The organism is Enterobacter sp. 6722112 (genome assembly GCF_058661685.1).
Genome location: NZ_JBZWGR010000007.1, coordinates 2,003,327 through 2,022,864, shown reverse-complemented (window position 1 = coordinate 2,022,864; position 19,538 = coordinate 2,003,327). Strand labels below are relative to the sequence as shown.

The following is a 19,538-nucleotide window of genomic DNA, read 5'->3' as shown; positions in this document are numbered from 1 at the left end:
GCGATGGGCTTATCTGACGAGGGATAGGATTTGGAATATTGTCTTCAACTTATGTTAATTGCAAATCTAGATCACAGATTTATCATATCTAATACCTCTCTAAAATCTATGAATGATACTGGGCTCGTATCATGGGTATAGATTGGTTAATTTTTTTACAGGTTCAGTTCGTTAATAATGCGCTCAGACTCTTCACGCAGTGGCATGTTGTCTTTGTCTAGAACTCCATCATTTTTTGGATCATCAGTCAGCAGATCTGCAAACAGAGGAGTAAAGTTCGGCTGTGCTTAGCCTCGTTCAGTCACCAGCTCGAACAATTTAATTTTTGCTGTGTCGTTGGTCAAGTCCCAGACCAGAAAAAGGGCGATTTGCTTGCGGTATATAACACTATCTTCCGGTGTTCCCATATGGTGACGATCCTCCTGAAGCATAGTGATTCTTTAACCTCAATGCGTTGACTCCAGATGCTGAGTTGCTCATTCATACCAATCGTGGCCATCAGGCCGATAGGAACAGGCGTATCCTTGAAGATTCGAACAATATTACGCACTCCATCGTAGGCTATCTGCAATCGATATAGCATATCAGTTAGCTTTTGACTCACAGCAGTCTTTTTCGCGGGAATTTAAAAAACTATTTGGGGTATCACCTCGAGAGTATAGGAATCGAGAATGCTGGGACTTGAATAACTTAAAAACACCATTTGATTTTAACTTGCAGGATTTGCCAGAATTAAGATTGGTAGAGTTACCAGAAATGAACTTTGTGGGTTATGAAGTAAATTACAGTGAATTTATCAGAGATAAACCAATAGATAGTAACCCACTCAGGATGGATGCAGTCGTTAGAAATTTAAATTACTACAAAGAGGATGTTTATTTATTATCAAGCTTTGAACCAATAAGAAAAAATGATAATAAACTTGATATCAAGACTTTTATTGGAACTAAATATCAGGAAGGTAAGCAAACCAGAATGGTGAAGACCCAAAAAAACGGACCAGGTTTATATGCAAGCTTAACATTCATGGGAAGTTGGGAAGACTATTCCTCTGTCTCAAGACGAATATATATGGAAATGCTACCTAAGTACAACCTTAAACGAAGAAATGGAGTTGATATTGAGCTTTTCAGGTTCATTGGCAACACATCAATAGCAGAAGATAATTGGTTTGAGGTGGAATATTACATTCCAGTAACCTATTAGATCTAACATGGGTTAGCGAAATGAATAATATCGGCATTGCATTTTTGTTTTTTGCCATTATTAATGCCGCTCCTGTCGCGGCCTCTATCCATACATCTAAGTTTATTGTTGAAAAATGTGAGGTAGATCCTTCTAATTTAAAATAAGAAATTGCGTAGTAAATCGCGAATAACATTTTTGGTATCATAAAACAGCAGTTCTAGACAGTAGTAAGGGTGATTAATGAGTGATGAGAACCTTTTGAAATATATTGAGGGTCGATTAAATATTAATGATGATAATAGCACTGATTACACCTTTTGGTTATACCCTCCGTTATGTTTAACACATACAGAATTACAAATACTGTATTTTATCTTGCAAGGCAAAAGTGTTGATGACATCGCGAAATATAGAAACAGAAGCTCAAAAACAATATGGGGACAAAAGAAACAGATTTATATAAAATTAGTAATTCAAAGTGATACAACTCTTTATCGTGATTTAATAAAACAGGGGGTAATTTGTTTTAAAAAACACAATATCAAAGGGTAATAAGTTAGCCAATGTCTAAAAAAACTAATGAAGAGCACAATAATGATGAAGAACTGGCTCCAATGGTTGATGGCTTGAGTGGTGCATTGTGTATATTTATACTTATCACTACAGTCTTTATGCTTAGCGGGATTGAAACTGTCGTTACCGGAGGGGGGAGATATTTCACAGGAGAGAATACCTCAATAAACCATTATAAAAATACCATATATTTCGAAAATGTCATCTCTTTACCAAAAGAGGATTATGATAAAATTACTTCCAAAATAAATTCTAGCGGTAAAAATAAAATAATATTTGAAGCATTTACTTCAGATGTTACGGAGGGGGACTCATTAAAGGCCAAAAGAAGACTAATATATAATTTATTAGATTTTAAGAAACAACTCAAGATTGAAAACATACGAGTAACGTTAAAGGTTTCAGAAACCAACTTTTGCGGCAGTGCATCATCATGTATTAAATGGAGCGTAGAATAATGTATTTGATTGGGTTCTTATTTTATATAATAATCGCAATTTCTTATTTTCATATCGATGAGATATATGAAATAGTGAATCAATCATATCTTTTGGCTCAATCAATCACAATAGGTATGGGGGTTCTTTATATCTATCCCCTTGCAATATTTGTTTTTATTTGTGCTTTATCTAAAAAAACGGATAAACATAAACATATCATCGACTCACAAACTAAGATAGCGGCCTCGGTGTCGGTATCACTCGGGTTGATTGGTACGTTTCAGGGCCTGACTGCGATGGTATCCTCTATCGCCAGTTCAATGGGGGGGGAGGGCGATATAGCGGAGAAAATGAATTCAATGCTTGCTGCAATTTCATCTGCGCTGTCAGCGATGTCATACGCTTTTTTGACGTCCATTTTGGGTGTAGCAGTATCCGTATTATTGCTTTTAAGCCTTAATTTTTGGTTATTCTATTTTAAAGAGTCATCGCCTAAAAAAATTAAAAATCGTTCTCTTACCATCAATTACGGAAAAGTAATTGTGGATAATTTTGATGAAGTAGAAGAAAAGCTATCATTAATAAATAAAAAACTAGACAGTCAGAGACTTATTGAACAACAGACTCTTCTGGTGAACCAGCAAGTGCTTGCTTCGCTGTCTGGTATATCAGATAGTTTGAAATCCATAAATCAACAATTAGAGGAAACCTCGGAACACGAACGAGAGCAAATATCAGGAATTAAAGCAAACTTTGAACAGCTTAAAACTAACCTTCGAAACGCAATGGAGATTATGATCAAATGAAGTATGCAGGTATTTTTCTGTTGATGTTTATAATGGTGTCAATGAAGAGTTATGCTGCTACTAAAGATTATTATAGTTATTTAACAATGGTTCTGGGTAATGCGGAAAGCGTTAAATCAAAAGAGGCTTTGGTCAACGCTGAGGAAGTAAATAAACTTAGCTCTCAGCTTTATGCAGTACCTAAAATGTCAGCATCAGTAACACCAAAAACAAGTAAATCCAATAACAATAAACAATTTGTTGAAAGCAAAGTAACTCTTTCCTCGTTACTATTTGAGGATACCATATTTAACAACATTAAAGCTCAGAACTATAAATTACTGGCATCAGTCGTTGAACTGGATAAAGAGAAGGAGAGAATAACAACCGCTATTATGAGCGATCAGATACATATTTCTTTGTATGAGAAGTTACGCGATAACGCTGTGCAGTTGAAACTTGAAGCTGAATCACTTTATGAAAAGATAAATGTAAAGTATGATTTCGGTATCATTAAAGAAAGCGATGTACAGTTGGCCAAACTTTTAGTACAAAAAATTAATAATGAAATTGACAGCATTGAGCATGCAATCGATCGTCTTAAAGTAAACATCGAGTCAAATTCTTTGCACCCTTATCCAACAGAAGAGATAAAGATCGAAAATTCTAAAATCGATGCGCTGTTGAAATTTAACAATAAAGAATCAGCATTAGTTAATAACTTGGACCTTCGAAAATTATCTCTAAATAAAGATGAGTCGAAAGAAAATGCGCGTAAGCAGGATTCAATGCTGTCAGTCAGTCTTGTAGCAGAAAACAAATGGAACGATGACGAAACAGTAAAAGATGATTCTTATATCGGGTTAAAAATTTCGCTAAATGTTTTCGATCTTGACAGTAAATTAGCGAAATCAGCAGGCATGAAAAATTATGAATCTCTTTCTTGGGATTATGACCATAAATACAAACTATTACAAAATCAAACCAAATTAGCGAAACTGACATCTGAAGCAAATATTCGTGAGATTACTAACCTTGAACGTCAATACAAAACAACTAAGGAATTAATTAAAAACCAGGAACGCGAATACGGTATCAATCAGGCATCGGTATATGAGATGCTTAACACCCGCTTCGATCTCTTTCAGCTAGAGAAATCCATCACTGAAATGAAAGTTTCAGAAGCGAAAAACAAAATTAATCTTTTACAGGCTTATGGGCAAGTCCTTGATTTTTTCATGGGTGAAACTTAAAGGTGAAAAAGATTTTTAACAATATTTATTGTAAGATAAACAAGCATCGGTCGCCATTTTTTATGTTAGCAGTGGCCATGATGGTTTTACTTTATATTATCTTTTGTGAAATTGACATCGTGTCACCAGGGCAGGGTGTGATAACTGGAGGAAATGATAAAGTCGTTATTAAAAGCCCAAGCTCCGGGTTTATTAATAGCTTTAACTTGCAAGAGGGAGATCAAATTGAAAAAGGGACGGTTTTGTTTTCTTATACCAATCTTGATTATACTTATAAGGGGATAACGCTTAAAGACCTTATTGGTTTCAATAACAAGAAGATAAAATTTTTACAGCAAGATAGTAAGCTATTGGAAAGCTTACTGTCTGCACCTACTATTCCTATCGACATTGATAGGGAGACTACGTCAGAATTTGGATCTCTTAGTTATTATTCCTTCAGAGAGGAAAATGATGCTCTACAGATGGAAGAACAAAGTTTACAAGAGAAGGAGAAACTTTTGAATGAGGAGGTTAAACTACGTGAAAAACAGATAGCTAATCTTCAACGAAAAGATAATTTGTTACGAAAAGGTGGGGCAAGTGATATTGATATATTGACTAATTCTGCGGATATTGAACGTCAAAAAACAGATCTAATTAGCGCACTGGATGAAGAGAGAGAATTAATGGCTACGAAGCTAAGTCGAACATCCTAAAAGGTGAATCGCGCATAGTCTATTTAACATAATATTCATTATGCGCACTAAGATTAATTAAGAACAAATCCAGCCGTTTCGGACCCATCCTTGTTCTGCTCATTCAGCGCCTTATGTCCATATGCCATCAACGCTCATAACTGTCGTTACGGTCTTGCGTGTTCTCCACGGCAGTCACCTGCACATCCTTAAAGCGCAACCCATCCACACCGGAAATTTTCCCGAACTCTGACGCGTCAATCAAAATTCCGTCCAGCGTTAACTTGGTCACAGGACGCTCCGGATACCCCTCAATGAAAAATGCCCGCGAGAAATATTTGTTGTCTGAGCGACGCGCCGTCATATTTTTAATCGTCAGTCCGCTGACCGCAGTAAGACCGGCTTCGCCCTCAACACCTTCAGCCAGCTTGCGCCAGTGTTCTGGTTTATCAGATAAATTTCCCGGGTCGCCATAGCTGTACTGCGGAAACCAGTTCAGCTGGATCAGCTCCGGAAAACGTACGTCCGTAAGATGTAAATTTTGGACGGTGATATCACGGATAAATCCGCCCCGGTTGCGGGCCGACTTAATGCGAAACCCGACGCCCGTACCGTTAAACGCATTATCTTCTATCAGGACGCGTTCAATGCCGCCTGAGGTTTCGCTCCCCAGCGTGATCCCGGACCCCTTATTCAGCGTACAACCGCGAACCACTATATCCCTAGCGGTACGTGCTTTTTGCGCCGCTTCGCGTCCTCGTCCTGATTTTATGCAGATATTGTCGTCATTACAGGAAACAATGCAGCGTTCAACCCGCACCTGTTCACAGGAATCGATATCAATCCCGTCGGTGCTCGGCCCCGCAGAATTGCTGATTTGCACGCCCTCAACCGTGATATGGCGCGAATAACAGAGGTGCACGTTCCAGAATCCGGACTCCCGACTGGTAAAATCACGCAGCAGAATGCTCTGGCTTTCAAAGACCAGAATATTGCGCGGGCGCTGACAGTCGTAATCAACCACCCAGCGCAATCCTCTGGCGCTGTAATCGCCGACCATGCCGCTGCGCTCGTCATCGCCCCAGAAGCGTCGCCACCAGATAACACCCTGCCCGTCTATCGTGCCTGTACCGGTAATACTGACGTTTTCACAATCGATGATATTAATAATGCCTGCCGGCCAGCGCATATCAATGCCGGCCACCCGGGTGTTTATCAATGGATAATCAGCCAGATCCTGGCTTCCAACGAGCTGTGCGCCAGCGTCCAGGCGAAGCGAAACACCGCTTTTCAGGAACAGTGCTCCGGTCAGAAAACGGCCTTGCGGAATAACAATGACATCGTTCTGTTGAGCGGTATTTATGGCCTGCTGAATGGCAGACGTTGACAGGCGTTGCGCGGTTGGGTCCGCGCCGCACGTCAGAATGGAGACCGCTTTCATGGCTTGTCCTTAAACAGATGAAAGCCTTAGTCTAGAAATCCGCGTGAAGGATAACCTTTGTCTGTTTGACAGCCACGCGGTCAGGCTGGCAAAAAAGCAGATATTTACTGGCTTGCGATCACCGCAACGCCCTTTTCTTTCAGAGCGCTCACCCAGCGTTCATCCGTTGTGTTTTCAACAACCAGCGTATTCACCAGCGACAGGTCGCCAATCACAAACGCCGAGGCCGTGTTGATCTTTTCCGGTGAGGCCAATACCACCGTTTCCGCCGCTCTACCGGAAAATGCACGTTTGATGCACGCTTCTTCGTAATCTCCGGTGGTCAGCCCGGCCTCAGGATGGACGCCGGTGACCCCCATGAAGAACAGATCCGCATGAATATTATTGATGCCTTCAATAGCGGCCGCGCCGACCGTGACGATGGAGTGTTTATACAAACGACCACCAATCAGGATCACCTCTATGCATGGATGGTCGACCAGCCCCAAAGCGATACCCGGGCTGTGCGTCACCACGGTTATCCGTAAATCGGGTGGTAAGAACGTAATAAGTTCGGAGGTGGTCGTCCCGCCATCAATGATCACCACCTGCCCCGGTGAAATGAGCTGCGCGCCTCGCCGTGCCACGCGTTTTTTTGCATCCATTTTAACGGACTGACGCTCGGCAAAAGGCGCAATCGCTGACGATGCTGGCAGTGCGCCGCCGTGAACACGCTGCAAACGCCCTTCTGCCGCCAGTTCACGTAAATCCCGGCGGATAGTGTCCTCAGACACCGAGAAAAAGAGGCTGAGCGTAGTAGACTGGACCTGACCTTCCGCCTCCAGTTTTTCCAGAATCAACTGTTTACGCTGGCTTGTGAGCATGAATTATTCCTGTTGTTGCACGATATGCCTTGTATTTGCACGATAGTGCTGTTTATGATGCTTACTCTACGAGAGGAGAGCCAAACGTGCAATCAAAACGTGCAGATATACGCATCATCAACAGCGAGACGTTGTCCGACAACTGGTATAACCTGAAAAAATACACTTTTGACCTCAAGCGCAGCGATGGCGACTGGCAGCGACAAGAGCGTGAAGTGTATGACCGGGGGAATGGCGCGACGATCCTGCTCTATAATCGCGACAGCAAAACCGTCATTCTGACGCGTCAGTTCCGTTTCCCGGTGTTTATAAATGGTCACGAAGAGGATCTCATTGAGGCGGCCGCCGGGTTGCTCGATAACCTTGACCCGGAAAGCCGGATTAAGGCCGAAGCGGAAGAAGAAACCGGGTATAAGGTGACGCGCGTAGAGAAAATTTTTGAGGCCTATATGAGCCCGGGCTCGGTTACCGAGAAACTCTACTTCTATCTGGCGGAATATCACCCGCAGGATCGGACCAGCGCGGGCGGCGGCGTTAAAGCAGAGGGAGAAGATATCGACGTACTGGAAATGACGCTGGACGACGCGCTTCGGAGCATTGAAAATGGGCAGATTGTCGACGGAAAAACCATCATGCTGCTCTATCACCTGGCCCTGAAAGGCATTTTATAATCTCACCATTAGCCAGATACCTGCCCCGGCGCAGGTATTTGCCTGTGCTATTCTTGCTGAACACCTCAACATGGAGATGCGAAAATGGCCGACTGGGATCCCTCTCTTTATCTACAGTACAGCGCAGAACGCACACGTCCCGCCGCTGAGTTGCTCGCCCGGGTGCCGCTTGCTGACATAACCTCTGGCGTGGATTTGGGCTGCGGGCCAGGCAACAGCACCGCGCTGCTGAAACAGCGCTGGCCTTCTGCGCAGATCGCCGGCGTGGATAATTCCCCGGCCATGCTGGAGGAAGCCCGACAGGTCCTGCCAGACTGCCACTTTGTTGAGGCGGATATCCGGCACTACAAACCTGACCAGCCGCTCAGCCTGATCTACGCCAACGCCTCACTGCAATGGATCCCGGACCATTACCACCTTCTGCCACACCTGGTTTCACTGCTCCAGTTAAACGGCGTGCTGGCGGTGCAAATGCCTGACAACTGGCTTGAGCCAACGCACGCCCTGATGCGTGAAGTTGCCTGGGAACAGGGCTACCCCGATCGTGGCCGCGAGCCATTGCCGGGTATCCATGCCTACTACGATATTCTGACGGAAGCGGGATGCGACGTGGATATCTGGCGCACCACTTACTTCCATCAGATGAGCTCTCATCAGGCGATTATTGACTGGGTCAGCGCGACGGGGTTACGCCCGTGGTTACAGGAACTCAACGAAAGCGAGCAGAAAAACTATCTGAAACGCTACCTTGAGCTGCTGGAAGAGCAGTATCCGCTCCAGGAGAACGGGCAGATACTGCTGGCTTTTCCGCGCCTGTTTATGGTCGCTCAGCGGGTTCCGTAAGCCGGATCAGGAACGCGCTTCCTTGAGCAACTGCTGAATTACGGCCTCCTGCTTGTCGTAGTTCCCCTCGCCAAACGCGGTGTAACGCAGTTGCCCTTTCGCATCGAAATAGTAATGTGCTGGCCAGTACTGATTTCCGAACGCGCTCCAGATTTTGTAGTTATTATCCGTCACTACGCGGTACGGCAGCTGCCATTTGTTGACCGCGTTTTTCACCGATGATAACGGCTTTTCCCAGGGGTATTCCGGGGTGTGGACGCCAATCACTACCAGACCTTCAGACTGATATTTCATCGCCCAGTCACGCACGTGCGGAAGCGTATGCTGACAGTTGATACAGTCCCAGGTCCAGAAATCGATAAGCACAACTTTCCCCCGCAAGGCCTCAGAAGTGACAGGGTCACCGTTTACCCAACCCGTACCGCCGCTTAATGACGGTAGCTGGCTGCTCGGCATCGCGTCAGCGACCGGTTGCAGTTTCACCTGCGTGGAGGTGGGTTGCGCAAGGCTCAACAGGGCATTTTCCAGCTGGTCGGCAATACCGTTGGCGCCTTTCAGAGCTGAGGTGATCCCGCTGGCGTTGCACGCAACGGCGGCTAACATCATCACTCCCGCTCCCTGACGCAAACGCGCCATCAATGCGGATTTGGCCCTCAGAGGGGTTATCAGCTTACGGCCCCCCGCGACAAGCAGCCCCAGCATCAACGCGCACCCACTGCCGTAAGCGGCTAACAGCGCTCCGGTTGCGATGGCCGAGTGGCCCGCAATATTAATGCTGAAGATCGCCCCGAGAATCGGTCCGGCACAGGGGGACCACAGCAGCCCAACGGCCAGCCCTGCCAGAAAAGCCGAAACCAGGCCGCGTCGCTGCATGCTGTGGGTGTTGAGAACGTTTCCCGCGCTAACCGCCGGGCGGGCAATGCGCTGAGCGAACTGCGGAAAGATCAGGGCCAGGGCGGCAATGCTCAGTACCAGCAGCGCAATCCAGCGACCGATAATGGTGGCGTCAGCGATCCACTCGCTGGCAACCGTTACTACCATCGCCACCAACGTGAACATCACAATCATTCCCGCCAGAAGCGCCAGAATGTGTTTGCGCTGCCCCTGAAAGCCAGCGAACAGCAGAGGAATGACGGGAAGCGTGCACGGACTGAGCAGGCTAATCATGCCGCCTAAAAAAGCGATTATCAGAAACATAACGACCTCACGATACGGTTGCTGCGAAGGTGCAGTGAGGTCATTTCACCGTACGAATGTGTTCAGGCCGTGTGCGAAAAGCTGAATTTTGTCTGCCTGCGTATCGGCGCGGGGTGCAGATACACAGGCGTACAATTAACCGCGCGGAAGGATCACGCTTACGGCCAGCCCTCCCTCTGCCCGGTTTGCAAGATGCAATTTCCCGTCAAGCTGGGCGGTGAGCTGCGCGGCAATGGCGAGGCCTAACCCGGTGCCGCCCGTTTCCCGGTTGCGCGACGTTTCAACCCGGTAGAACGGCTGTAACACCGCCTCCAGTTCTGCCTCCGGGATGCCAGGGCCGTTATCCATAATGCGGATCGCGACCTGCCTTTCATTTTCATCAATCTCTATTACCGCGCTCTCGCCAAACTTCAGCGCATTATCGAGCAGATTGGTCATTACCCTGCGCAATGCCTGGGGACGAGTGACGATCGGCAGACGCGCATTGCGTGCATGAAACTGCACGTTTTTACCAATGTCCTGATAATCACTGGCGATGCTGTTAACCCACGCATTCAGCTCCAGCTTCAGCGTGGTCTCTTCCAGAGATTCTGATGACCGGGCATAGGCAATCCCCTCCCGTACCAGGCGCGACATATTATCCAGGTCGCTCAGCAGCTTATCGCGGAGTTCGGGCTGATCCGCCATTTCGATCCGCAGCTTCATGCGCGTGATGGGCGTCTGGAGATCGTGAGAAATGGACGCCAGAATCTGCGCGCGTTCACGCAGATAGGTCTGTATCCGCGACTGCATCTCATTAAAAGCGTGCGCTGCCTGGCGCACCTCAACCGGACCTTTTTCAGTCATCGGAGAGTGGGCCGCAGGATCGAGGGAATCAACCGCGCGCGTGAATTGCAGGAAGGGCCGGACAACCTGGCGCACGGCAACCCAGGAGCAGAGCGCGACAAGTAACAGCTGAAGAACCAGCACCACGGGCAACCAGCTGGCGACAGGCGGCATGCGCGGGATCAGATCGATGGTGAGCGGTGCGCCGTCGCGGAGCGTCAGATGGGCCTGAATATGGGAAATCGGCCCTGGCACCGCCGTAAACTGAAGCGGATATTGGGCTGAAAGCGTCTCTTTCAGGGTTCGAATCGCATCCCGCGAGCGCTTGTCCGTTGGCGCGGCGCCTGCCTCGCCGGGGCCAAGGATATAACGATAATTACCGCGACTGAGCCGTTCCAGCCACTCTGGCCGCTCTTTAGCCGGAAGCCGGTCGAGAATGGCCACGCTGGTCGCCACGTCGTTCTCAAGATTGCCCAGCATAACCGTACGCGCGCTGCGCATTCGCTCAACCATGACCAGCGTCAGGCTGAGCGCGTTAGCCAGCAAGAGCCCGAGCAGCACAATGATCAGCAGCCGGGACAGTAAGGGGCGGGGCCACAGGGTCATTCATTGGCCTCGACGATGGTCACCGGCATGGTAAAAACGTAGCCTTCGCTGCGAACGGTTTTAATGTAGGCGGGCGTGCGGGCATCTTCATTCAGACGCTGTCGCACGCGGCTCACCAGGAGATCAATCGAACGCTCGAACAGCTCGGCATCACGTCCCTGCGTCAGGTTCAGCAACTGATCGCGGGTCAGCACCCGTTGAGGATGATCGAGGAATACGCGCAAAAGGCGATATTCCGCCCCGCTGAGCGCCACAACCATCCCCTCGTTATCAATCAGATGACGCGCCACGGTATCCAACTGCCATTCCCCGAACACCACCAGGCGCCCTGCCTCGGTCACCTGAAGATTAGGCGGCATAGTACGAAAACGACGCAGGATAGCTTTGATACGCGCCAGCAGTTCGCGGGCCACAAACGGTTTCACCACGTAATCGTCGGCGCCCATCTCCAGCCCCAGGATCCGGTCCGTGTCCTCGTTGCGCGGTGAGCATCAGGATCGGCAGATCCTTATGCCTGCTGCTGCGCAGCTGCCGACACAGCGTCAGGCCATCATCGCCGGGCATCATCACGTCCAGCACCACCAGGTCGATATGCTGTTTGTCGAGCACTACGCGCATCTCTTTCCCGTTCGCCGCGCCAGAGGCGTGGTAGCCGGATTTCACTAGGTAATCGACAATCAGTTCACGAATATCCCTGTCGTCATCGACGACAAGGATGTGATCAATATGCTCCACCGCAGGCTCCCTGATTAAGAGGTAACGGATTGAAAATAGCACATATCAGAGCTTATCCGCGTCGACAACCGCGTTAACAAAGTCCTGCGGATCTTCCTGCGGCGGGTTGTGGCCAACCGTTGCGCCGAAAGTACGGTGCTCATATTTTCCGGTGAATTTCCCGGCATAGGCCGCAGGTGCAGGGTGTGGCGCCCCGTTATTACCGCCTTCGATGGTGATGGTCGGCACCGTAATGTTCGGCAGCGTCGCCAGTTTTTGTTCATAGGCGTCATATTTAGGCTCCCCTTTTTCCAGACCCAGACGCCAGCGGTAATTACTGAGCGTGACGGCAACGTGGTCCGGGTTATCGAGGGATTTGGCGCTGGCATTGAAGGTGGCATCGCTGAATTTCCAGTCCGGCGAAGCCTGGGACCAGATCAGCCGGGCAAAATCGTGCGTATTTTTAGCATAGCCTTCCGCACCGCGCGGCGTGGCGAAATAGAACTGATACCACCACTGAACCTCTGCCTTCGGCGGTAATGGTTGTTTCCCAATCGCCTGACTACTGATCAGATAGCCACTCACCGAGACCAGCGATTTCGCCCGTTCCGGCCAGAGCGCCGCAACGATATCCGCGGTACGCGCTCCCCAGTCATAACCGGCAAATACCGCCTGTTTGATGTTCAGGGCGTCCATCAGATTAACGATATCTTTCGCCATTGCCGAAGGCTGGCCGTTTCGCGGTGTTTTATCAGAAATAAAGCGCGTGGTGCCGTACCCGCGCAGGGACGGCACAATGACACGATACCCTTTCGCGGCCAGCGCGGGGGCCACTTCAGCGTAGCTGTGAATGTCGTACGGCCAGCCATGCAGCAGGATCACCGGTTGCCCCTCTTTCGGCCCGATATCGACATAACCGACGTTAAGATCGCCAGCGTTAATCTGTTTTACCTGGTTGAAGGCCGACGCGTAATCCTTGCCCATCGCTTCCGCCTGACAGGACATCACGGTGCCAAGCGAAACGGTCAGGGCGACTGCTGAGTATGCGAGTTTGTTAAACATGATGTTATCTCCGGGTGAGTTCAGTTGACGGAGATATAACACCATGCGTTTGTATAAAGGATGTGTGCGGATGCGGCTTTATTGCATACCTGTGTATGTATCACAGACGCAGATACAGTGTGATACAAACCCGGTTATTCGATATCTGATACGTAATGCGTATCAGCAAGTTTCTTATAGCGCTCCATAACAGACACGGCCAGCGCAGCCTGATGCACGGCAAGTGACAGACGCTTTTCTGCACTTTTAACCTGAGGTTTCAGGGAAACTATTCGCTGTTGTATGGCATGCTGCTGCTGACTGTTGTCACGCAATTCCAGGGTCTGTTGAGAAGTCAGCATTGTAAACTGAGTTTGTAGGGAAAGTCTTATAGCAGCGAGTGTACCTGCCCCCTGTTCGTTGAAATGTTCACCGCTGATATGATAAAGAGTCTCACCGGCAATAATGTGTTGACCTTCTGAGGCGGTCAATTTGGTTACGTAGCCAGCATATTGAGGAGTGATTTTTACCAGCCCGGATGAGGGCATAACGATTCCGGAAAGGTGAGCCTTACGTGTATAGCTACCATAAAGAATAAAGAGTATCAGGCACAGAAATATGAATAACGTTGTGAGTGCGCTTACTGATAAACCGAATGACGCAGGTAAGACAATCTCACCATAATCAGAATCTGTTTGATGATTTAAAGCCTCTTCCCTGAAGATATTCATATCCCAAATACCCTTCAAAAATTTAACGACAAAACAAAAGCATTCATGCACGAATGAATTATAATAGGATAAAAAAGCCCTCTGCTTCTTATTCTAACTATTAATAGCAATATTGACACCAAAAAAAGAATGGATTGATCTAAAATGTTATAATACTGTCCATGCATCAGACAAAAAGACAATGAAGTCAATATACATGGGATAATATACTTTTTATTAAAAATTGAGTGGAAAACACCGAAGATACAGCCCCTGTATATAATCTCCTCATAATATGGGACTACGAAGGTGGCTATTATAAATGCTATAAAACTAATATGGGAAGGTCCATAATGATATAAATTATCCCTGTAAAGATAAACATTATACTGAACCAGCAAAATGACAAACAACACAACAATAGAAAATTTTATTGAAGTTAAATCTCTACTTGGGTGTAATTTAAAACCATCCAACTTCCTTAAGTAAAAAATATACAAGAAAAATGCAATTGAAAATTCCGTAATAAACAATAAGAAAAATGACACATCGAGAGTAAGATAGCGGAGGGTTATGGATGGCGATAACGTAATTATTATTGAGATAACAGACGCAATAAAAAGAACAATTACGTTTTTCTTACTATAAATGAATGGATAGACATGCCTAAAGATTATCATGTTCAACCTATTATCAATTCATATTTTATATAAGAATCAACAAATATGGCTATGATATCGTAATCATTTTTTGATATCATGCACTTTAACTTCAGTGAACATTTGTAATGATTCCATTCTGCAACACAACAATTTTTATCGGAGTGTACTTTATTTACTTTTAAACCTATTCATCAAGTTAACGCCCCATCGAGTTACTGCTATTAATACAATCAACGCAATAAGAAACCTTGATATAATCCCTGGCCGTGATACTTCGTCAAACTCAAGAACTTCAGCGTATTTCAAAAGGGTAAATGCGATAATGAAAAAAAATAAGTAAATTAGGAAATTTAAAAATTGTTTCATGCTTAACCCGATACTTGTGATTACATTAACTTTATCAAAAATAATAGCTCATCATGACTACTTCGAATAATCATTAAATATCGAAACATCTAGAATAACATTCAGTTATAATGAGCTTTTAAATTATTATCACACACAACTCAAATTACTTACCAACGGCATTGTCCGGGGCCGTTGTAATTATTACTTTTATCTTTACTACCACGATCTGAAAAACTATCTTTTGTGCACTGGCCAGCTATAGCTCCACCAATTACCCCAGCGGTCATACCCACTGGCCCCCCAGGAGAGCCGGCGATTAGACCACCGATGATTCCTGCGCCGCATGAGTCAACGCCCTTGTAAATAGAGCCATTGTTTCCTTTTGAATTACCAGGTTTAGAGCTGGTGTTACGACTACCGGCACCTTCATAATTACCGCTTCCATTGCCGCCACTTACTAATGCTATCTCATTCAGGCTTAATGCTCTTATATTCGACATAAATCATCTCCATTTAATTTAGTTTTGCATTTTGTGCTAAAAAAATATCTTACATTACTTAATGTAAAGAAAGTGTATTTATGTAAGCAAATGTAAATAAGCTATTGGACTTCGTAAAACGTAGCTCCATTTGGGAGCAGTTCAGCTCCTGCATGGGCAGGCCTATAACACGAAATCGACCTGGAGGTACGGTAATGTTCAGGCATCTTTTCTGACGTCCAGCGCGCAATCACTTCTGCGTCGTAACAGATTTTACAGCCATGGCGCATCGCTTCGTTACGGACGTGCCAGAGTGTTTCGGCTTCTTCGGGCCTGGCTTTTCTTGGCATTACATACTCCTTTATGGATAAATCTGAATAACAAAAGCACGACCAACTGGAATGTGATATTGATGAAATATCAGAACCCAAACAAATGATAACGCTCAAATATGGAGATCACCGGATGACGATACCCACGCTTACGACAGAACGCTTATTACTTAAACCCCTTGTTGCCGCCGATGCCGTCCAGATCCAGCAACGCTATCCGCGCTGGGAGATTGTCCGCTATATGGTGGCTTCAGTCCCCTGGCCCTACCCGGAAAACGGTGCAGAAAATTATGTTAACAACGTTGCACTACCCGATATGGCCAAAGGGATTGCGTGGTTCTGGACGATTCGCCGTCGCGAAGCGCCTGACGAACTGATGGGGTTGATTTGCCTGTATGACGTGGAGGACAACAATCGGGGCTTCTGGCTCGCGCCGGAATTTCAGGGCCAGGGATATATGCGCGAGGCGAGTATTGCGGCCACGGATTACTGGTTCAATACGCTCAATAAACCGGTGTTACGCGCGCCGAAAGCGGCGGCCAACAGCCGCTCCCGACGTATTTCAGACAGCAGCGGCATGCGGCTTATCAGGACGGAGAAGAAAGCCTACGTCAGCGGCATGCTGGACTCGGAACTGTGGGAAATCACCCGCGACGAATGGAATGCCCGTCAGGTCAGCTGATAATACTTATCCGGCATCAGTCTTTCAGGGATGTTCTCTTCATCGTTCATCTGCAACAGATCGCGCTCCATCATGTTGCAGATGGCGTCCAGCGGCAAATCGTTATCTTCCGTCCCAAACGGATCTTCCAGCTCTTCTGCCAGCGTATCCAGAGAGATAAAAGTGTACGAAATCAGCGCAGAGACAAAGGGCGTCATGTAATGCAGATCCACAACCAGCGCAAACGGCAGCATGATGCAGAACAGATACACCGTCCGGTGCAGGATCAGCGTATAGGCAAACGGGACTGGCGTGTTGGCGATACGCTCACAGCCAGCCAGCACGATGGACATATCATTCAGGCGGTTGTTGAGGCTGTGAAACAGGATGTCTGAAAGGTGCCCGCTACGCCGCCGTACGGCCAGCCATTCCCCCATAATCAGCAGGATACGGTTCGCCGGCGAGTTGGCGTCCATCACTTTGCGTAAATCGTCAGGAGCCAGATAGCGGGACAGCTGATCGGCATTGGTTTCTCTGCGCAGGGTCATACGCAGACAGTTAGCAAACGCGATTTGCAGGCGGACAAACTCTCCGAGATGTTTATCATCCGGCAAGGTGTTTTTTACCTCGCGAAACAGCGAGCGCGCCGCTATCATCAACTGCCCCCAAAGCAGACGCGCCTCAACGTAGCGCGAATAACAGGCGTTATTGCGAAATCCCAGGAAGATAGCGATAGCCACGCCCAGAATGCTGAACGGCGCGACGGTAAACCGGATACCCAGCGAGGTGTACCACGGCAGCATGACAATCACGGCGATGGAAAGCAGGAAGTTAAGCAGCAGTCGGGTATAAATTTTGGGAAGTACCGAACCATGCCAGACAAAAATCAGTTGCAGCCAGTGCTGTTGAGGACGAACAATCATAATCAGCTTCAGAAAAGTAAAGAGCGCGGCTATTAAACGTGATCCCCCTCACGGTTGCAAGCATGTTAATAGTTCATTGCATTTTCTGACCTGTTAAGCCTCAACCGCACGGTGCTGAATGTGTTTTTTTAAAAAAAGAACGTATAGTATGTTGTAACTAAATAGAGTCTGTAAAAAACCCGGCCAACGCCGGGCATAATGATTAGCAGAGCGGTTTCACCGCATCGCGCATGCCTTTGCTTAAAATCGCATCCAGATCCTGCGCAACCTGGTCTACCAGTCCGTTCACCAGAGTGAGATCCTGTTCCCAGTGCTCGCTCACGCTTAACACTGACGATACCAGTTCACGGGTAGTGACCTGTTTGTCGTGATGTTGCGTCCACAACTGCTGGTAACGTTCAAGCCAGTGCGCATCGTCCTGCACCGGATAGCGCTCACCGTTGCGCTCGGCACGGTAAAATGCAATCAGCGCCGCCAGAGCAAAGGTCAGACGTGCTGGCAGTTTGCCGGTCGCCTTCTGCCCTGCCAGCAGTTGCGGCAGAATGCGGGTGCGGTACTTGGTCATCCCGTTCAGGGCAATCGACAGCAGCTGATGCTTAATGTACGGATTACGGAAACGCCCCGTTACGGCACTGGCGAAGGAGTGCAGCTCGTCGCGCGGCAGATCCAGGACCGGAATAATCTCCTCATAAATAGCCTTCTCTACGAACGCGCAAATTTCCGCGTCGTTCATGGCTTCCCCTACCGTATCCAGGCCGGCCTGAAAAGCGACCGGAACCAGCGCCGTGTGCGCGCCGTTGAGGATCGCCACCTTACGCTCTTTATACGGTTTGATATCGTCAACAATCAGGACGTTGAGTGGGTATTTATCCAGGCGCAGTTCAGCTGCAAGTGATTTCGGCCCCTGAATAACAAACAGATAGAAATGTTCCGCCGTGTCGAGGAAGCTGTCGTGATAGCCCAGCCCGGCTTCCAGCTCTGCCACCTCATCACGCGGATAGCCGGTAACAATGCGGTCAACCAGCGTCGAACAGAAAGTGTTAGCATCATTCAGCCACGCAATGAATACCGCCGGCAGCGCCCACTCCTGTGCATAGCGCAGCACCAGTTCACGCAGGGCATCGCCGTTGTAGTCGATGAGTTCGCAAGGAATGATAATCCAGCCTTTATCCGCTGCCCCGTTAAAGTGGGTAAAGCGCTCGAACAGCAGACGCGTCAGTTTGGCCGGATAGCTGACAGCTGGCGCATCGTCAAACTTATCCCCCGCGTGATAGCTGATCCCCGCCTCCGTGGTATTGGAGAAGACAAACCGCGTGTCCGGGTTATGGGCGAGCTTCAGAAATTCATCGTACTGGCTGTAGACGCTGATTTCACGATTCACGGAACGAATAAGACGCGCATCGCTTACCGCTTCCCCCTGCTCATTCAGACCGCGAATAATCGTTGTATACAGACCATCCTGGGTGGTCAGGGACGGCGGAAAATCGCTCTGGATCGGCCGCACAATCACCACACCGGCATTGAGATTGGTATGCTCGTTTAAGAGGTCGATTTGCCAGTCAACGAACGCGCGCAGGAAGTTACCTTCGCCAAACTGGATGATACGTTCAGGATAGCGCGCACCGGGGAAATCACGACGGTTGAGTGTGTTCACAATGGAGGTCCTTTATGATTAGTCATACAGCCTGATAAGATTGGTGTGATAACTTATCAAAACTTCAGGACCATAACCCCTGTCTGGATCAACTCAGGATGCGATGGTGAAAAATAATCACAGAAATTTATAGAACACCGAGGTCGCCGTCATGTCCCCGTTCGGCATCAGGGCGTAGCGTGGGATCTCCCCCGCCTTTTGCCAGCCTGCTCTCTGGTAAAACGTCTCCGCGCCGCTGCCGGTTGAGGTATCAAGCACCAGTACCGTAAGCGCTTTTTCACGTGCAACCGCCTCCAGGGCTTCCATCAGCGCCATTGCCGCCCCTTTACGGCGCGCGTTCTCATGAACCAGCAGTTTCGCGACATCTGCACGGTGCGGCTGGTTTTCAGGCTGATCGGTGATCAGCTGGACCGTGCCAACCAGCCCCTGCTCCGCATCAAAACAGCCCAGGACGGTACGCTCGTCGCGCCCGACGCTGTCTGCGACGCCGACCCAGAAGTTTTGGGCTTTCCCGGCAGAAAAAGGCAGCATAAAGCTGACGGAGGCGCCGCCGTTGACACAGTTGACGAGAATATCGTTGAGGGCATCGATGTGGGTGAGGATGTCCTGCCGGGAGAGAGGTTTAATCAGCATGGGAGAGTTCATTGCGCGT

General features: G+C 47.9%; 20 protein-coding genes and 3 pseudogenes. 10 read left to right on the top strand and 13 right to left on the bottom strand.

The genetic code is table 11. From position 1 onward, the window contains the following. Window positions 1-129 precede the first annotated feature (129 nt). Window positions 130-565 (bottom strand): annotated as a pseudogene (locus AC4OVU_RS11195) (SDR family oxidoreductase); the annotation flags it as partial. Window positions 566-570: 5 nt separating this feature from the next. Between AC4OVU_RS11195 and AC4OVU_RS11190 the strand changes: the two are divergent. The 7 genes and pseudogenes from AC4OVU_RS11190 to AC4OVU_RS11160 all read left to right on the top strand — a co-directional run. Further along, window positions 571-654: pseudogene (locus tag AC4OVU_RS11190) on the top strand (AraC family transcriptional regulator); the annotation flags it as partial. A 27-nt stretch (window positions 655-681) separates the two neighbouring features. Further along, window positions 682-1,206 (top strand): GyrI-like domain-containing protein, encoded by a 525-nt coding sequence (locus AC4OVU_RS11185; RefSeq protein ID WP_146215500.1) that lies wholly within the window; start codon window positions 682-684, stop codon window positions 1,204-1,206. A 222-nt stretch (window positions 1,207-1,428) separates the two neighbouring features. Beyond that, window positions 1,429-1,740, top strand: a complete 312-nt coding sequence (locus tag AC4OVU_RS11180) for a helix-turn-helix transcriptional regulator (protein WP_491928683.1) — start codon at window positions 1,429-1,431, stop codon at window positions 1,738-1,740. A gap of 11 nt (window positions 1,741-1,751) precedes the next feature. Continuing rightward, window positions 1,752-2,219 carry a hypothetical protein gene (locus tag AC4OVU_RS11175; protein ID WP_163313192.1) on the top strand — a complete coding sequence of 156 codons (468 nt, stop codon included), beginning with the start codon at window positions 1,752-1,754 and terminating at the stop codon, window positions 2,217-2,219. Continuing rightward, a complete protein-coding gene (locus tag AC4OVU_RS11170; RefSeq protein ID WP_163313193.1) occupies window positions 2,219-3,007 on the top strand; it encodes a hypothetical protein in 789 nt (262 codons plus the stop codon). Before AC4OVU_RS11175 ends, AC4OVU_RS11170 begins: the two co-directional genes overlap by 1 nt. Beyond that, window positions 3,004-4,239, top strand: coding sequence for a TolC family protein (locus tag AC4OVU_RS11165; RefSeq protein WP_491928682.1), 1,236 nt, complete (start codon window positions 3,004-3,006; stop codon window positions 4,237-4,239). The genes AC4OVU_RS11170 and AC4OVU_RS11165 overlap by 4 nt, the downstream gene beginning before the upstream one ends. Window positions 4,240-4,241: 2 nt before the next feature. Then, window positions 4,242-4,937 carry a hypothetical protein gene (locus AC4OVU_RS11160; RefSeq protein WP_187167879.1) on the top strand — a complete coding sequence of 232 codons (696 nt, stop codon included), beginning with the start codon at window positions 4,242-4,244 and terminating at the stop codon, window positions 4,935-4,937. Window positions 4,938-5,064: 127 nt separating this feature from the next. Here AC4OVU_RS11160 and AC4OVU_RS11155 read toward each other — a convergent pair whose 3' ends face one another. Beyond that, entirely contained in the window at window positions 5,065-6,357 is a 1,293-nt protein-coding gene (locus tag AC4OVU_RS11155; RefSeq protein WP_110293005.1) for a glycoside hydrolase family 28 protein, read from the bottom strand. Between the two features lie 104 nt (window positions 6,358-6,461). Beyond that, complete coding sequence (locus tag AC4OVU_RS11150; RefSeq protein WP_110293006.1) at window positions 6,462-7,220, bottom strand: DeoR/GlpR family DNA-binding transcription regulator; 759 nt, start codon at window positions 7,218-7,220, stop codon at window positions 6,462-6,464. Window positions 7,221-7,306: 86 nt separating this feature from the next. Here AC4OVU_RS11150 and AC4OVU_RS11145 point away from each other — a divergent pair, with 86 nt between their 5' ends. Both AC4OVU_RS11145 and tam read left to right on the top strand, forming a co-directional pair. Further along, the gene (locus AC4OVU_RS11145) at window positions 7,307-7,891 is read left to right on the top strand and encodes an NUDIX hydrolase (RefSeq protein ID WP_039270753.1); all 585 of its coding nucleotides are present in this window, start codon (window positions 7,307-7,309) and stop codon (window positions 7,889-7,891) included. An 84-nt stretch (window positions 7,892-7,975) separates the two neighbouring features. Next, window positions 7,976-8,734, top strand: coding sequence for a trans-aconitate 2-methyltransferase (tam, locus tag AC4OVU_RS11140; protein ID WP_032653587.1), 759 nt, complete (start codon window positions 7,976-7,978; stop codon window positions 8,732-8,734). A 6-nt stretch (window positions 8,735-8,740) separates the two neighbouring features. Here tam and AC4OVU_RS11135 read toward each other — a convergent pair whose 3' ends face one another. The 7 genes and pseudogenes from AC4OVU_RS11135 to AC4OVU_RS11105 form a co-directional block, all read right to left on the bottom strand. Further along, window positions 8,741-9,931, bottom strand: coding sequence for a cytochrome c biogenesis protein/redoxin (locus AC4OVU_RS11135; RefSeq protein WP_059295665.1), 1,191 nt, complete (start codon window positions 9,929-9,931; stop codon window positions 8,741-8,743). A gap of 135 nt (window positions 9,932-10,066) precedes the next feature. After that, complete coding sequence (locus AC4OVU_RS11130; RefSeq protein ID WP_110293007.1) at window positions 10,067-11,362, bottom strand: ATP-binding protein; 1,296 nt, start codon at window positions 11,360-11,362, stop codon at window positions 10,067-10,069. Then, window positions 11,359-12,097 (bottom strand): annotated as a pseudogene (locus tag AC4OVU_RS11125) (response regulator). Before AC4OVU_RS11125 ends, AC4OVU_RS11130 begins: the two are co-directional and overlap by 4 nt. 45 nt (window positions 12,098-12,142) lie before the next feature. Next, window positions 12,143-13,138: an alpha/beta fold hydrolase gene (locus AC4OVU_RS11120; protein WP_047726557.1), complete on the bottom strand. Its 996-nt coding sequence runs from the start codon at window positions 13,136-13,138 to the stop codon at window positions 12,143-12,145. Window positions 13,139-13,272: 134 nt separating this feature from the next. Continuing rightward, window positions 13,273-13,848, bottom strand: coding sequence for an HlyD family secretion protein (locus AC4OVU_RS11115; protein ID WP_110293008.1), 576 nt, complete (start codon window positions 13,846-13,848; stop codon window positions 13,273-13,275). 14 nt (window positions 13,849-13,862) lie between these two features. Further along, window positions 13,863-14,507, bottom strand: a complete 645-nt coding sequence (locus AC4OVU_RS11110) for a CPBP family intramembrane glutamic endopeptidase (protein WP_491928681.1) — start codon at window positions 14,505-14,507, stop codon at window positions 13,863-13,865. Window positions 14,508-15,004: 497 nt separating this feature from the next. Continuing rightward, the gene (locus AC4OVU_RS11105; protein ID WP_071524110.1) at window positions 15,005-15,337 is read right to left on the bottom strand and encodes a hypothetical protein; all 333 of its coding nucleotides are present in this window, start codon (window positions 15,335-15,337) and stop codon (window positions 15,005-15,007) included. Between the two features lie 444 nt (window positions 15,338-15,781). Here AC4OVU_RS11105 and AC4OVU_RS11100 point away from each other — a divergent pair, with 444 nt between their 5' ends. After that, on the top strand, window positions 15,782-16,330 hold the full coding sequence (locus AC4OVU_RS11100; protein WP_096205823.1) for a GNAT family N-acetyltransferase: 549 nt from the start codon (window positions 15,782-15,784) through the stop codon (window positions 16,328-16,330). Here AC4OVU_RS11100 and AC4OVU_RS11095 read toward each other — a convergent pair. The 3 genes from AC4OVU_RS11095 to AC4OVU_RS11085 form a co-directional block, all read right to left on the bottom strand. After that, complete coding sequence (locus AC4OVU_RS11095) at window positions 16,318-17,232, bottom strand: bestrophin family protein (protein WP_017382358.1); 915 nt, start codon at window positions 17,230-17,232, stop codon at window positions 16,318-16,320. The two genes, AC4OVU_RS11100 and AC4OVU_RS11095, sit on opposite strands and share 13 nt — an antisense overlap. Before the next feature lie 202 nt (window positions 17,233-17,434). After that, a complete protein-coding gene (locus tag AC4OVU_RS11090; protein WP_129541453.1) occupies window positions 17,435-18,886 on the bottom strand; it encodes a tagaturonate reductase in 1,452 nt (483 codons plus the stop codon). Between the two features lie 117 nt (window positions 18,887-19,003). Beyond that, on the bottom strand, window positions 19,004-19,531 hold the full coding sequence (locus tag AC4OVU_RS11085; protein ID WP_047732094.1) for a GNAT family N-acetyltransferase: 528 nt from the start codon (window positions 19,529-19,531) through the stop codon (window positions 19,004-19,006). Window positions 19,532-19,538 lie beyond the last annotated feature (7 nt).

Excerpts from the sequence above, each read along its gene's own strand:
- AC4OVU_RS11180 (WP_491928683.1), top strand. The coding sequence starts at position 1,429 with ATGAGTGATGAGAACCTTTTGAAATATATTGAGGGTCGATTAAATATT.
- AC4OVU_RS11175 (WP_163313192.1), top strand. The coding sequence starts at position 1,752 with ATGTCTAAAAAAACTAATGAAGAGCACAATAATGATGAAGAACTGGCT.
- AC4OVU_RS11170 (WP_163313193.1), top strand. The coding sequence starts at position 2,219 with ATGTATTTGATTGGGTTCTTATTTTATATAATAATCGCAATTTCTTAT.
- AC4OVU_RS11165 (WP_491928682.1), top strand. The coding sequence starts at position 3,004 with ATGAAGTATGCAGGTATTTTTCTGTTGATGTTTATAATGGTGTCAATG.
- AC4OVU_RS11155 (WP_110293005.1), bottom strand. The coding sequence starts at position 6,357 with ATGAAAGCGGTCTCCATTCTGACGTGCGGCGCGGACCCAACCGCGCAA.
- AC4OVU_RS11150 (WP_110293006.1), bottom strand. The coding sequence starts at position 7,220 with ATGCTCACAAGCCAGCGTAAACAGTTGATTCTGGAAAAACTGGAGGCG.
- tam (WP_032653587.1), top strand. The coding sequence starts at position 7,976 with ATGGCCGACTGGGATCCCTCTCTTTATCTACAGTACAGCGCAGAACGC.
- AC4OVU_RS11135 (WP_059295665.1), bottom strand. The coding sequence starts at position 9,931 with ATGTTTCTGATAATCGCTTTTTTAGGCGGCATGATTAGCCTGCTCAGT.
- AC4OVU_RS11130 (WP_110293007.1), bottom strand. The coding sequence starts at position 11,362 with ATGACCCTGTGGCCCCGCCCCTTACTGTCCCGGCTGCTGATCATTGTG.
- AC4OVU_RS11120 (WP_047726557.1), bottom strand. The coding sequence starts at position 13,138 with ATGTTTAACAAACTCGCATACTCAGCAGTCGCCCTGACCGTTTCGCTT.
- AC4OVU_RS11115 (WP_110293008.1), bottom strand. The coding sequence starts at position 13,848 with ATGAATATCTTCAGGGAAGAGGCTTTAAATCATCAAACAGATTCTGAT.
- AC4OVU_RS11110 (WP_491928681.1), bottom strand. The coding sequence starts at position 14,507 with ATGATAATCTTTAGGCATGTCTATCCATTCATTTATAGTAAGAAAAAC.
- AC4OVU_RS11105 (WP_071524110.1), bottom strand. The coding sequence starts at position 15,337 with ATGTCGAATATAAGAGCATTAAGCCTGAATGAGATAGCATTAGTAAGT.
- AC4OVU_RS11100 (WP_096205823.1), top strand. The coding sequence starts at position 15,782 with ATGACGATACCCACGCTTACGACAGAACGCTTATTACTTAAACCCCTT.
- AC4OVU_RS11095 (WP_017382358.1), bottom strand. The coding sequence starts at position 17,232 with ATGATTGTTCGTCCTCAACAGCACTGGCTGCAACTGATTTTTGTCTGG.
- AC4OVU_RS11085 (WP_047732094.1), bottom strand. The coding sequence starts at position 19,531 with ATGAACTCTCCCATGCTGATTAAACCTCTCTCCCGGCAGGACATCCTC.